Source organism: Bradyrhizobium sp. U87765 SZCCT0048, from assembly GCF_018131225.1.
Taxonomy (GTDB): Bacteria; Pseudomonadota; Alphaproteobacteria; order Rhizobiales; family Xanthobacteraceae; genus Bradyrhizobium_A.
Map to the genome: position 1 here is coordinate 668,655 of NZ_JAFCMM010000003.1, position 13,289 is coordinate 681,943.

Sequence of the window (13,289 nt, forward strand, 5' to 3'; positions counted from 1 at the left end):
ATGGCGAGCGTGGAATGCCGTATGCCACACCGGTGATCCACGCAGCAAACGACAGTAGACGCTTCATCAAACCTGCCCGGCGCGAAGCGGTCAGAATGACATGCCCAGGGGGATTCGTGACCTTCCCCCAACCAGACGCCGGGAGGGCTTCATGACGGACAAGCCGTGCACATCGCATCCACGACGCTGGCGCGAAGCGATCGAACTCCACCCGGGCAATCCCGAACTGGCGCTGCTCAGTCTCAGGCTGGTTCAGACATTCACGGCATTGAAATCAGCGGAGGATCGGCAGGCCGTGCTGGACTATGCACAGCGTCTGCTGGCTCTCCAGACATCCCGCTGAAAGGGAACTCACGCGGCGTCGGGACGCGCTGCGGTTGCCAGCCCCATTGCGGGCAACCATCCGACTGCCATCTGTCAACACCTCCGTGCAGGCAGTCGCGAATGCCTGCTTGTGAGCCTCATTCGGCTCACACTACTCTGGCGATCACATCGCTGCGGAGCGGGGAGGTTCGGAAATGCGAAATGTGCCGAAGCCCCGGCCAAGCGCTCTCTATCAGGCATGCACCCATGATGTCGGCAAAAGCGTTCGCGCGGACTACTGGGTCGACGCCTGCCGCAAGGTCTGGGGCGCGATTGACCTGATCCACCGCGGCTCGGAGGATTTTTACGGCGCGCTCCGTTCCGTCACGGTCGGCTCGTCACAACTCACCTGGGCCAGCCTCGGCGGCATGACCCTTGAAAGACCACGGCAGACCGAAGCCCCGTTCTACTCTGTCGCCTATTCCATCCGCGGACGCTCGCTCATCGTCAACGACGGCCGCGAGATCGAACTGCAGCCGAACCGCATCCTGCTGATCGACAGCACCCGGCCGACGATCTTCCGCACCGGAAACCGGACGAGATCGCAGGTTGACGACCGCCACGAGAAATTCAGTATTCAGCTGCCTGCGGCGATGATCGCCGACCGGCTCGGCAGCGGGCGAAGCCCCCCGCAGTTCTACCTGCCGCGCGACTCCATCGGCGCATCCATCCTGCAGCAATTCGCCAACGCGCTTTACCAGGACGGACCAGCACTCGAGTCGCAGTCGGCCAGCTTCCTCGAACGCCAGCTGTGCGATCTCACGGCATTCTGCTTTGCCGCACCGACCGGCGTCTATTCGGAAGACAGTACGTTATTGAACGCACACCGCCATCGCATTTCGCGATGGATCGCGAAGCACTACGCCAACGAACACCTGTCGCCGCAGGCCATCGCGGCGGCCTGCGGCATATCCGTGAGCTATCTGCACAAGTCCTATCGCGGGACGAGCCAGAGCGTCATGGAACATGTCCGCGCGATCAGGCTCGACGAAGCCGACGCCCGCCTCAGGAATGGCGCAACCGGCACCACGATTTCCGAGATCGCCTATGCCGTCGGGTTCAAATCGCTGTCGGAATTCTCCCGCGCCTACAAGCTCCGCTTCGGCCACCCTCCGTCGCACGGACGGGGATAGCCGCATGCGCGACGATGCGACTGGCTACGCAGGCCGGCCGGCGCGCGCGGCGACCTGGCCCTTGAGGATCAGGATGGTCGCCGCGCCGATGAGCGCCAGCACCACCATCGGGATCAGCCCGAGCACGAAGCTGCCAGTCTGGTCCTTGATGAAGCCGAGCAGAAATGGCGCGACGAAGCCGGAGACGTTGGCTAGGGAGTTGATCATGGCGATGGCCGCCGCCTTTTCAGCCGGCGAAGTCCACTCCGAGACCAGCGCCCAGAACGGCCCCTTGACGCCGTAGCCCCCGAGCAGCGCGAAGCACAGCGCAACGACCACAAGGCTGAGCTCGTTGAGATAGATGCACGAAGCCAGCGCAATTGCAGACACCAGCAACGGAATGACCGTGTGCCATACGCGTTCGCGCCGGCTGTCGGAGCGGCGCGCCCAGACGAACATGCCAACCGCGGCGACCGCGAAGGGAATCGAATTGACGAGACCGGTCTGGAAATTCGTCAGTCCGAAAGACTTCACCATCTGCGGCTGCCAGAAGGCGAGGCCATAACCGGTGGCAAGGCTGCCGGCGGACGCAAGGCCCAGCGCGAGCACCCGCGGATTCGCCAGCGTGCGCCACACGCTGCCATGGCCGCCGCCGCCGAGGCTCCGCGCCTCGTTCGCCAGCGTCTGCTGCAGCCAGCGCTTCTCCTCGGCAGTCAGCCAGCGCGCCGAATCCGGCTTGCTCGGCAGGAAGGCGAGAACGACCAGACCGAGGATCACCGCCGGCAATCCTTCGATGATCAACAACCACTGCCAGCCATGCAGGCCGAGATGGCCGTTCATGCCAAGAAGCGCGCCCGACAGCGGCGAGCCGACGAAGCCCGCGAGCGGGATCGACACCGAGAAGGCCGCGATGACCTTGGCGCGATAGGCCGCAGGACACCAGTAGGTCAGGTAGAGAAGCGCGCCGGGAAAGAAACCAGCCTCGGCGACGCCAAGCAGAAACCGCATGCCGATGAGCGATGACGGCCCGACGACGAAGGCGGTGCCCGCGGCGATGAGTCCCCAGGTGATCATGATGCGGGCGATCCACAGCCGCGCACCAACACGCTCCATGATCAGATTGCTCGGAATCTCGAAGATGATGTAGGCGATGAAGAAGACGCCCGCGGCCCAACCATAGACCGTGCTGGACAGGCCGAGGCTCTTGTTCATGTCGAGCGCCGCGAACCCGATGTTGATCCGGTCCAGATAGGCGAGGAAATACGACAGGGTGAGGATCGGCACGATGCGCCAGATGATCTTGCGCATCGCCGTCCTTTCGATCGCGGCGTCGGCGTTGGCCTGATGTCCATTTTTCGACGCGGACATCTGCAGCGTCTTGAATGGTTCGGAAATGGTGTGATCGCTCATGATGTGGTTTCCGCCCGGGGCCCTTGTCATTGCTTGTTGTTGATCGGGATGCGGGGCGCCTGTGCCCCCATGTCCCTTGCGCGTCGGCTGCATGGCGTGCCGCGCGGTCACCGGTCGTCGGCGTGGACCGACGACGGGTGCCGGCACAGCGGCGTCACGGTCACGCGCATGAACGGGAACAGCGGCAGCGTCGACAGGATGTCGTGCAGCGCCTCGTTGCTCTCGACGTCGAAGATGCTGATGTTGGCGTAGCGCCCCGCGATCCGCCACAGATGACGCCACTGGCCGCTGCGCTGCAGCTCCTGCGCGCGCAGGCGCTCGGTGTCCTTCAGCTGCGCGACCACCTCGGGCGCGATTCCCTGCGGGATCTCGACGTTCATTTCCACCTGGAACAGCATGGCTCAGGCTCCTGCGCTGACGTGGACGGGATGGACGCGCGCTGCACCGCCGTCACGGCGGAAGAAGGCGACGCGATCCATGTCGAGGTCGACGCCGATGCCGGGCGCCGTCGGCACCTGCAGCACGAAGTCACCATAGCGCAGCGGCGTCGCCAGGATTTCCTCGGTCAGCAGCAGCGGGCCGAACAGCTCGGTTCCCCACACGAAATGCGGCAATGTCGAAAACACCTGCGCCGAGGCGGCGGTGCCGACGCCGCCCTCGAGCATCGTGCCGCCATAGAGGCCGATGCCCGCGGCTTCCGCGACCGCCGCCATCCTGGCGGCCTCGAACAGGCCGCCCGCCTGGGCGATCTTGAGAGCGAAGACATCAGCGGTGCCTGCGGCCGCGATATCGAAAGCCTCCGTCAGGCCATGCAGGGCCTCGTCGGCCATGATGGGAACCGTGAAACGGCCAGCGAGACGCGCCTGGGCGCCGCGATGGTCGCGTGACAGCGGCTGCTCGACCAGGTCCACGCCAGCGTCCTCGAGGGCAGGAATGGCACGCCGGGCGACCGGCTCGGACCAGGCCTGATTGACATCCACGCGAACGCTGGCGCGGCCCGCCACCGCCTTGGCGATGGCAGCCACATGCGCCACGTCGACGTCCCACGGACGCAGGCCGATTTTCAGCTTGAAGATGTTGTGGCGACGGCTGGCGAGCATCTGCTCGGCTTCGGCGATGTCACGGGCGGTATCGCCACTCGCCAGCGTCCAGGCCACCGGCAGGGCGTCGTGCTGGCGGCCGCCGAGCAGTTCAGACACCGGTACGCCGAGACGCTTGCCATGGGCGTCGAGCAGCGCCGTCTCGACCGCGCACTTGGCGAAGCGGTTGCCCTTCACCCGTCGCTTGACGCCAGCCATCAGCGTCGCGACGCGGGAGGCATCCTGACCGATGATCGCCGGAGCGATGTAGCTGTCGATGGTCAGCTTGATGCCCTCGGGGCTCTCCTCGCCATAGCTGAGGCCGCCGATGGTCGTGCCCTCGCCAATCCCCACCGTGCCGTCGGAGCAGCGGATCTGCACCAGCACGAGGGTCTGGCTGTTCATCGTGTGCATCGACAGCCGATGCGGGCGGATGGTGGGCACATCAACCAAAAAGGTCTCGACCTGATCGACGCGAACTGCCACGCTGGTGCTCATGAAGGGGATTTCTCCTGCGGTCCGTGGTGTTCTCATGCCAAGGCCAGCGGGTCAAAGACCGTTTCGGTCCCCTTCCATACCCAGAAGGTATCAATTGGAACTGCGACACCTGCGCTATTTCACCGCCATCGCCGGCGAGCGGAGCTTTACCCGGGCCGCCGAGAAGCTGCGCATCGCGCAGCCGCCGCTCAGCCGGCAGATGCGCGACCTGGAGGAGGAACTCGGCGTCGCCCTGTTCGAGCGCGGCAGCCGGCCGCTACGGCTGACCCCGGCGGGACGCTTCTTCCATGAACACGCCCTGCAGATCCTGGAGCGGGCCGACGAGCTGCGCATCACCACCCGCCGCTTCGGCGAAACCGGGCGGCGCCAGCTCGTCATCGGCTTCGTTGGCTCCGCGCTCTATGGCGGCCTGCCCGACGTGGTGCGCGGCTTTCGCTCCGCCCATGACCAGCTCGAGGTCGCGCTTGTCGAGATGAATACGGTGGAGCAGATCGCCGCGCTCAAGGAGGGGCGCATCGATGTCGGCTTCGGCCGCCTGCGCATCGACGATCCGGCCATCCGCCGCGAGGTGATCGTCGAGGAGAGCCTGCTGGTGGCGCTATCGCCCGACCATCGCCTGCGCGCACGCGACACGCTGCATTTCGCTGATATCGCCGCCGAGCCGCTGGTGCTCTATCCGAGATCGCCCCGGCCGAGCTACGCCGACCAGATCCTGTCGTTCTTCCGCGACCGCAACGTGGAGGCGCGGGTGGTCCAGGAGGTGCGGGAGTTGCAGACGGCCCTCGGCCTCGTCGCCGCCGGCGTCGGCATCACCCTCGTCCCGCACGCGGTCCACCATCTGCGCCGGGACGATGTGGTCTATCGTCCGCTCGCGGAGGATGCCATCACCTCGCCGCTGATCATGAGCGTGCGCACCAGCGATACGTCGCCTGAGGTGCGCGAGATCCTCGACCTCATCCGCGCGGTCTACGACGCGGCGCACGGCACGGCACAAAACACCCCGGCGAAACCGCGGCAGGCCCGGTGATCGTCGCCGTGTGATCCGCCACGCCGCAGCGCAGCAGCATCCGTCACGCGCTGCGGAAGTGCTTGGAGAGCTTGAGGCCCTGACCCTGGTAGTTCGAACTGATGCGCTGGCCGTAGAGCGCGTCCGGCCGCGACATCATCTTCTCGTAGACCAGCCGGCCGACGGCCTGGCCGTGCTCGAGGATGAACGGCACCTCGCGCGAACGCACTTCCAGCACCGCGCGCGAGCCCTGCCCACCTGCGCCAGCATAGCCGAAGCCGGGATCGAAGAAGCCCGCGTAGTGCACGCGGAATTCGCCGACCAGCGGATCGAACGGCACCATCTCCGCGGCGAAGTCCGGCGGCACCTGCACCGCCTCCTTCGAGGCCAGGATGTAGAACTCGCCGGGATCGAGGATCAGGCTGCGATCGTCGCGGGCGCGGATCGGCTCCCAGAAATCGTCAACCGCATAGCCGCCGCGACGGTCGACGTCGACGACGCCGGTGTGGCGCTTGGCACGGTAGCCGACGAAACCGCCCGAGCCTTCGCCGGACAGATCGATGCTGAGTGCGAGGCCATTGCTGAGGTCGGCCTCGTCCTGATCGACCAGCCGCTCACGCGCATGCAACGCCTGCAGCTCCGCGGTATCGAGCAGCGCATCGCCGACACGGAAGCGGATCTGCGACAGCCGCGAGCCTTCGCGCAGCAGCACCGGAAAGGTCTTGGGGCTGATCTCGGCATAGAGCGGGCCGTGATAGCCGGCGTCGATGGTGTCGAAACGGCGGGCGTTATCGGCGATCACCCGGGTGAAGACGTCGAGGCGGCCGGTCGAGCTCTTGGGATTGGCCGCCGCGGAGATCGACGGCGGCAGCGCGAGGCTCTCCAGCAGCGGCACGATGTAGACGCAATTGGTCTCCAGCACCGCGTCGTCGGTCAGGTCGATCTCGTGCAGCTTGAGCTCGTCGATGCGCTCGGCCACCGTGGCGCCGGGGCCCGGCAGGAAGCTGGCGCGCACACGGAAGGCCGTGCCGCCGAGCCGCAGGTCGAGGCTCGCCGGCTGGATCTGGCTCTCCACGAACGGGTATTCGGGCAGGATCACGCCCTCGTCCGCCATCGCCGCAATCAGGCGATCCGGCAGAATTCCCCTGGCATCGGGCGGCAGCGAATAGGTCACGGTCGACGTCCCCTGGAGCATCTTCCGGCGAGACGGACCACGGACCGCCCTCTCGCACGGGAAACCCACCGGATATCAGTCCCGGGCCGACAAGTCAGGGGCTTTTATGAGGCGCGGGGACGGTGACTTGACGGAAGGGTCCGCCGGGATTAAGACGCGAGCCTATCCCGTGGTCATTTGAGCCGGCCGGCTTGCAGCCACGTTAAATAAATCGCTAAACAGGCCGGGGACACGTGTGATCCCGGCCGAACTCGATGTTCAGGCCGGTTTTTTTATGGTCGATTTCGGTCGGCCAGTCTGGAGTCACGATGTCCGACGCTCCCAACGATCTTGGCAAGGGTCCCAGCAAGACCGCCCCCAAGCCCCCGTCCGCGACCGCCCGCTACCGCCCGGAAACCCGCCTTGTCCACGGCGGCAGCCTGCGCTCGCAGTATGGCGAGACCTCCGAAGCGCTGTTCCTGACCCAGGGCTTCATCTACGACACCGCCGAGCAGTGCGAAGCGCGCTTCACCGGCGAGGACCCCGGCTTCCTGTATTCGCGCTTCTCCAACCCGACGGTAGCGATGTTCGAGCAGCGCATGATCGAGCTCGAGGGCGCGGAAGCCGCGCGCTCGACCGCGACCGGCATGGCGGCGGTGACCACCGCGATCCTCGCGCCGCTGCGCGCCGGCGACCATGTGGTGGCCGCCAAGGCGCTGTTCGGCTCCTGCCGCTATGTGGTGGAAGACCTGCTGCCGCGCTACGGCATCGAGTCGACGCTGGTCGACGGCATGGACCTCGACCAGTGGCAGAAGGCGATGCGGCCGAACACCCGCACCTGCTTCCTGGAGAGCCCGACCAATCCCACGCTGGATGTCGTCGATATCGCGGCTGTCGCCGAGATCGCCCACAAGGGCGGCGCGCGCCTCGTCGTCGACAATGTGTTCGCGACCCCGATCTGGCAGAGCCCGCTGCAGCTCGGCGCCGACGTCGTCGTCTACTCCGCGACCAAGCACATCGACGGCCAGGGCCGCTGTCTCGGCGGCGTCATCCTGTCGTCCGAGCAGTTCATCCAGGAGCACATCCACACCTTCCTGCGCCAGACCGGCCCGTCGATGTCGCCGTTCAACGCCTGGGTGCTGCTCAAGGGCCTCGAGACCCTGGCGATCCGCGTGCGGCAGCAGACCGACAGCGCCGCGGCCATCGCCGACGCGCTCGCGAAGCATCCGAAGATCTCGCGCCTGATCTACCCGGGACGCGACGACCACCCGCAGGCCGCGGTCGTGAAGAAGCAGATGCGCGGCGGCTCGACGCTGGTCGGTTTCGAGATCAAGGGCGGCAAGGCGGCGGCGTTCCGCACGCTCAACGCGCTCAAGCTCGCCCGCATCAGCAACAACCTCGGCGACTCCAAGAGCATCGTCACCCATCCGGCGACCACGACGCACCAGCGCCTGACCCCGGAAGCGCGCGCCGAACTCGGCATCTCCGAGGGCTTCATCCGCTTCTCGGCCGGCCTCGAGCATCGCGACGACCTGATCGAGGACCTGTTCGCCGCGCTGGAGCAGGCGTAACCCGCCGCACGCCATTTTCCCTGACTGCGCGATGGCCGGGCGCGTCCCGGCCATCGCCGTCTTGCGAAACCTCAGGCCGCCCAGAACGCGAATGCCCGGCCAGGGCCGGGCATTCGAAATTCCAACAGTCTCGCGCCGCCATGCGGCATGCAGCTACATTGGCCGGAACGTCAGCACGTTGGACGGCACTTCGGCGCCGGCCTGCACCTGGTCCACCGACTTGATGATGGTGTCCCCGAGCAACTGGGCGAAGCAGGCATAGCCCCAGTCGTTCATATGCAGACCATCGTTGATGACGAAGTCGTTGAACGGCAGCTTCTGGTCGTTGTGCCATTCCCTCATCACCGCGAAACGCGGAAACAGGCCGACCTTCATCACCCGCGCGGCGCGGCCGATGATGCCGACCATCTTGTCGGCGTCGGCCTCCTTGGCGGTCGTCGCCGGAACGTATTGCGGATCGACCAGCACAATGTCGGTGCCGATCGCCTGAAGCTGGCGGATGCCGTCCTCGAGCAGGCCGAGCGTGGCATCGATGTCGCCGCCCTTCACCACGGTATTGGTGCCGAGCTGCCAGATCACGAGATCCGGCTTCTGCTCGATCACGCTGGTCTTCAGCCGCGCCATCATCTCCGGCGTATCCTCGCCGCCGATGCCCTGGTTCATCACCGTGATATCGGCCTTGGGATAGCGCCGGCGCAACTGCTCGGCGAGACGGTTGGGATACTGGAAGGCAGGCGTGCTCGCGCCGTAGCTTGCGGTCGAGGACGAACCGAACGCGATGATCGTGACATGCTCGCCGGATGCGATCTTGCGCGCGACGTGGGGCAGCGCTGCCGCATCGAGCTTCACATCCCGCGGGGTCGAACACGGCACGCGGTTGAAAATGTCGCTGGCGCTCTTGGCGACCGACTTCACCGCATCAATGGCCTTGCCGGCGACGCCTTTCTGCCCCGGCGGCACGGTGTCCGGATGCACGGCAGCAACTTCGTTGCTCGCAGCGGCGTCCGACGCCGAAGCTGCCCCCGTGAGGCCGGCGAGCAGCATCGCCCCGGCGACGGCGCAACAGGCGCTGCGGGTCACACAGGAGAGCCTCATCAGCGTTGGACCTTGTCGGCAGGCGTGGCGTGAGCCGCCTCGATCACGAAGGCGGCTAGCGCCTGCCCGAGACACTCGTGCACGCGCTTGGCCAATCCGAAGCCGTGGTGCGGATTGAACAGATCGAACAGGCCATTCTCGTTCCAGTAGCGCATCAGGGCAAAGCGATCGAACAGAGGTACGTTGTGCTCCTGCGCGCCCACCCGCATGTTGTCGAGGTAGGGTGCGACAGTAATCATCGTTTCCATGCGCGGACTGTATTGCAAGTTCATCAACAAAACATCGGTTCCAGCGTTGAGCAGCCCTGTCACGCCGTCGTCGATTGCGGCGCGAAAATCATCCGGATCGACCGAACGCACCGCATCCACGGTTCCGGTCTGCCAGATCACCAGGGTTGGCTTGCGGTCCTTCGCGAGCTTTTCCAGCCCTTCGGCCACCTCCGCTGCGGTCCGCTTGACCTGCAGGTCGGTCGCCACACTCACCGTTACGCCGGGGAGCTTGTCCCGCAGCGCGGATTCCAGCTGCGCCGGATAGGACATGCCGGCGCCGTCGGGTCCCGATAACATGGACGAGCGGCTTCCGACCACAAGGATCTCCAGCTTTTGGTGGGCCTTGATCACTTCCGCGACCTTGCCGAGGGAACTCTCCGTTGTTCTGAGGTATTCAGGCACCTCACACAAACCCGCTGCCTTGGCAGCCTCCTGGTCGGGCGCGGCCGGAACCGGCGGCGCGCCCTGGGATTGCGGCTGCGCGGGAGCCCCTCCTGCATCGGGCCGGCCGCCCTCGGACGCCTTGCCGGACGGCGTGCCTTCGGCTGGCGCCGCGGCGGGAACCGTCGCAGACGGCGAGGCCCCTTGCGCCGCCGCTTGAGACAGCGCGAGGCCGCCAGCCATGCAGCCAGCCACCAGTATCACCGCAACGATCTTCACCCTGATCGTCACAATTCCCCTCCGGCCATGTCGGCGTTCTGGTCCGCGATCTTCGCACGTGACCCGCTCTTGTCGGCAACCCGCTTGTACCACGAGAACACCCATGCCGCGGTCGACATCACGACGATACCGGTCACGCTGACGGCGAAATGCATCCAGGCACCGCCAGCGACCTCGGCCAGCACGAAGTGACCGGCGAACGCCAGGAACACACCGAGACAGAAGATCTCGAGCGAGTGCTGGCCGCACAGCACCAGCGGGCGCAGCCACTTCGACTTGAGGCCGGGCCAGTCCTTATGCAGGAAGCGGACCGTGATCGCGGCGAGGGCCAGAAAGTGGGCGAACCGCAACACGTCCAGATCGGTCTTGTTGATCGGATACATCCACTGTTCGAGCAGGCGCGGCATGAAGCGGCTGAGCTGCGGCATGTACCAGGTCAGCGTCACGCAGAACGCAAAGATAAGATAAGCGATCGAAATGCCAAGTGTGATGCGCGACGACAGGATACGGGCCATGCGCCTGGCGCCGCCAAGCGCACACCACGCGCCAAACACGAACAACAACTGCCAGGCGAACGGATTGAACAACCAGACCCCATTGGGATAGGCCGGCAGGGCAAGATCATACTCCCAGGTGATCGCATACAGCATAACCGACAGCCCGAGTGCGAGGTCGGCCTTGCGCTGCAACAACCACAGGATCGGCGGCAGGAACACCATCAGCACGATATAGAGCGGCAGCACGTCCATGTTGACGGGCCGGAACTTGAGCAGCAGCGCCTGGATGATCGTCACATCCGGCTGCTTCAGGAAATCGAGAATGCCCATTTCCTCGGCGTACAGCGGGTTTTCGAAGCTGTTCGCGACATAGGAAATTTCGGCGAGATAGATCGTGAACAGGAAGACGTGCGCGACGTAGATCTGCCACACCCGCTTGAGGATGCGGGCGCTGGCGACGACGAAGCCGCGCTCCTGCATCGCGCGGCCGTACACGAACGCGGCCGTATAGCCGGAGATGAAGATGAAGATCTCGGTGGCGTCGCTGAACCCGTAGTTGCGGATGGTGAACCAGGTGAGGATGTTCGGCGGCAGGTGATCGATGAAGATCAGCCACAGCGCGATGCCGCGAAACAGATCGAGGCGCAGCTCCCGCTCGCTGCCGCCGGGGACATGTTTCACCTTTGGCGGCGGCGCCTCGCGCGGCTCTGACGGAAAGCCGCCGGGCGGCCCGGTCGCAATATCGATGACCGGCTCGCGCCGGACCGCCGGCGCCAGATCGGGGGCAGCGTCCTTGGCGGGACCGGTGGTCTGGGCGGCAGCTGGCGTCATTCGTATCCGTGTCGAACCGGGACCGCCGCGCCGTCCGGGCCGAGCGTGCAGCGTCACCGCAGAGTGTAAAAGGTGGAATCACCCCGTGCAAACGTCCCAAATGAGCACGAAAATGATAGGCTGACAGTGCGGCAAAAAAGGAGCACGCTTCACGCGCGCGCCATTGTCGCGCTCAAGACCGGACCAGGAGCCATGTACCGCGCCGTCACCCGCCAGATTGTCGTCACCGTTCAGCCGAACTTCATGCCGGAACGTTCGTCGACCGAGAAGAACCAGTACTTCTGGTCCTACACCATCGTGATCGTCAATTCCGGCCCGGAGACGGTGCAGCTGAAGACGCGCCACTGGATCATCACCGACGGCACCGGACGCCAGCAGGAGGTCCGCGGTGAAGGCGTCGTCGGGGAACAGCCCGTGCTCGGACCGGGCGAGCGCTTCGAATACACCAGCGGCGTCCCGCTGCCGACGCCGTCCGGCTTCATGACCGGGCGCTACCAGATGGTCAGCGACAGCGGCGACCGCTTCGAGATCGACATCCCGCTGTTCTCGCTCGACAGCCCGAACGACAGACGCACGATCAACTAGCGCTCGGCTTAACCACGGCGCCCCTGTTGCGGCCCTGTCCGCCGCGACATTGCCGCGACGGCACCACACTAGCCGGGCTCGACGCCGGCCTCCTCGGGTGTGAAGTCGTAGACCGAACTGCAGAACTCGCAGGTGACCACCACCTTGCCGTTCTGCACCATGTCGGCGCGGTCCTTCTGGTCGAAGCGGTTCAGCATCGCCGAGACCGCGTCGCGCGAGCACGAGCATTGCGCTCGCACCTCCTGGACCGGAAACACCCGCACGCCCCTCTCGTGGAACAGGCGGTAGGCGAGCCGCTCGGCCGACAGGTCGGGATCGATCAGTTCGACGTCCTCGACCGTGCCGATCAGCGACTGCCCCTCGAGCCAGGCGTCGTCTTCCGCCACCGTGTGGGGCTCGGTGCCTTCCGGTGCATCGCCCGGGTGCAGGTCGGCCTGGCGCGTACGTTCCGGCGCCTTGGGCAGGAACTGAAGCAACATGCCGCCGCCACGCCAGCGATGGCGCGGGCCGTCGCCGCCACGCAGCTCCTCGCCGACCGCGAGCTTGACGCGGGTCGGGATCTGCTCCGAGCGCAGGAAATATTCATGGGCCGCATCTTCCAGCGTGCCGCCCTCCAGCGCCACGAGGCCCTGGTACCGCTTCATATCCGAGCCTTGGTCGATGGTCAGCGCGAGATGGCCGCGGCCGAGCAGCGTACCGGCATCGCTGCCCTCGCCGAGACGGTCCTTGTCGAAGCGTGCATAGGCGCGCAGCCGGTTCGGCAGCACGAAGTCGACGATGATCATCGACACCGGGCCATCGGTCTGGGTCTGCAGCAGGAAACGCCCGTCGAATTTCAGCGACGAGCCCAGCAGCGTGGTCAGCACGATGGCTTCGCCGAGCAGCTTGCCGACCGGAGCCGGATAGGCATGCTTGGTGATGATCTCGTCGAGCGCCGGCCCGAGCTTGGTGAGGCGGCCGCGCAGGTCCAGCGCCGCCACTTCGAAAGGAAGCACCGTATCATCGACCGGGGTCGCTGATGGCGCACGAACGTTGCCTTGGTCTGCCATGTCCCGTTAGCCAAATCTTGTCTGCTGGAAATGCTCGCCGCCGCCGGTCTCGCAGACTGTCCTGCGCCCGGGCGGCACGCGTCCACCAGGCCTGCCCCGGACGGACAGGCC

General features: G+C 65.8%; 13 protein-coding genes and 1 riboswitch. Of the genes, 5 read left to right on the forward strand and 8 right to left on the reverse strand.

Annotated elements, in window-relative coordinates:
- Positions 1–151 precede the first annotated feature (151 nt).
- Positions 152–343 carry a hypothetical protein gene (locus JQ639_RS21635; RefSeq protein ID WP_211968317.1) on the forward strand — a complete coding sequence of 64 codons (192 nt, stop codon included), beginning with the start codon at positions 152–154 and terminating at the stop codon, positions 341–343.
- Between the two features lie 184 nt (positions 344–527).
- Positions 528–1,496, forward strand: a complete 969-nt coding sequence (locus JQ639_RS21640; protein ID WP_211990924.1) for an AraC family transcriptional regulator — start codon at positions 528–530, stop codon at positions 1,494–1,496.
- Between the two features lie 24 nt (positions 1,497–1,520).
- On the opposite strand, the gene JQ639_RS21645 is transcribed toward JQ639_RS21640, so the two are convergent.
- The 3 genes from JQ639_RS21645 to JQ639_RS21655 all read right to left on the reverse strand — a co-directional run bounded on the left by JQ639_RS21645 (position 1,521) and on the right by JQ639_RS21655 (position 4,462).
- Positions 1,521–2,885, reverse strand: a complete 1,365-nt coding sequence (locus JQ639_RS21645) for an MFS transporter (protein ID WP_249123371.1) — start codon at positions 2,883–2,885, stop codon at positions 1,521–1,523.
- 107 nt (positions 2,886–2,992) lie between these two features.
- Positions 2,993–3,283, reverse strand: a complete 291-nt coding sequence (gene catC / locus JQ639_RS21650) for a muconolactone Delta-isomerase (RefSeq protein ID WP_211968319.1) — start codon at positions 3,281–3,283, stop codon at positions 2,993–2,995.
- A 3-nt stretch (positions 3,284–3,286) separates the two neighbouring features.
- Entirely contained in the window at positions 3,287–4,462 is a 1,176-nt protein-coding gene (locus JQ639_RS21655) for a muconate/chloromuconate family cycloisomerase (RefSeq protein ID WP_211968320.1), read from the reverse strand.
- A 94-nt stretch (positions 4,463–4,556) separates the two neighbouring features.
- Between JQ639_RS21655 and JQ639_RS21660 the strand changes: the two genes are divergently transcribed.
- Positions 4,557–5,489, forward strand: coding sequence for a LysR family transcriptional regulator (locus JQ639_RS21660; protein ID WP_211968321.1), 933 nt, complete (start codon positions 4,557–4,559; stop codon positions 5,487–5,489).
- Between the two features lie 43 nt (positions 5,490–5,532).
- On the opposite strand, the gene JQ639_RS21665 is transcribed toward JQ639_RS21660, so the two are convergent.
- Entirely contained in the window at positions 5,533–6,663 is a 1,131-nt protein-coding gene (locus JQ639_RS21665) for a 2'-deoxycytidine 5'-triphosphate deaminase (protein WP_211968322.1), read from the reverse strand.
- 138 nt (positions 6,664–6,801) lie between these two features.
- Positions 6,802–6,881, forward strand: a riboswitch (SAM riboswitch).
- A 69-nt stretch (positions 6,882–6,950) separates the two neighbouring features.
- On the opposite strand from JQ639_RS21665, the gene JQ639_RS21670 reads away from it, so the two are divergent.
- Positions 6,951–8,192 (forward strand): O-succinylhomoserine sulfhydrylase, encoded by a 1,242-nt coding sequence (locus JQ639_RS21670; protein ID WP_211968323.1) that lies wholly within the window; start codon positions 6,951–6,953, stop codon positions 8,190–8,192.
- Positions 8,193–8,345: 153 nt separating this feature from the next.
- Here the strand turns inward: JQ639_RS21670 and JQ639_RS21675 are convergent, their stop codons facing one another.
- The 3 genes from JQ639_RS21675 to JQ639_RS21685 are packed head-to-tail and all read right to left on the reverse strand — an operon-like array spanning position 8,346 to position 11,544.
- Positions 8,346–9,287, reverse strand: coding sequence for an SGNH/GDSL hydrolase family protein (locus JQ639_RS21675; protein ID WP_211968324.1), 942 nt, complete (start codon positions 9,285–9,287; stop codon positions 8,346–8,348).
- Positions 9,287–10,228 carry an SGNH/GDSL hydrolase family protein gene (locus tag JQ639_RS21680; RefSeq protein WP_211968325.1) on the reverse strand — a complete coding sequence of 314 codons (942 nt, stop codon included), beginning with the start codon at positions 10,226–10,228 and terminating at the stop codon, positions 9,287–9,289. Before JQ639_RS21680 ends, JQ639_RS21675 begins: the two co-directional genes overlap by 1 nt.
- Positions 10,225–11,544 (reverse strand): OpgC family protein, encoded by a 1,320-nt coding sequence (locus JQ639_RS21685; protein ID WP_211968326.1) that lies wholly within the window; start codon positions 11,542–11,544, stop codon positions 10,225–10,227. The genes JQ639_RS21680 and JQ639_RS21685 overlap by 4 nt, the downstream gene beginning before the upstream one ends.
- A gap of 192 nt (positions 11,545–11,736) precedes the next feature.
- Here JQ639_RS21685 and apaG point away from each other — a divergent pair, with 192 nt between their 5' ends.
- The gene (gene apaG, locus JQ639_RS21690) at positions 11,737–12,129 is read left to right on the forward strand and encodes a Co2+/Mg2+ efflux facilitator ApaG/CorD (protein ID WP_211968327.1); all 393 of its coding nucleotides are present in this window, start codon (positions 11,737–11,739) and stop codon (positions 12,127–12,129) included.
- Between the two features lie 68 nt (positions 12,130–12,197).
- Here the strand turns inward: apaG and JQ639_RS21695 are convergent, their stop codons facing one another.
- Positions 12,198–13,178: an Hsp33 family molecular chaperone gene (locus tag JQ639_RS21695; RefSeq protein ID WP_211968328.1), complete on the reverse strand. Its 981-nt coding sequence runs from the start codon at positions 13,176–13,178 to the stop codon at positions 12,198–12,200.
- Positions 13,179–13,289: the final 111 nt, after the last annotated feature.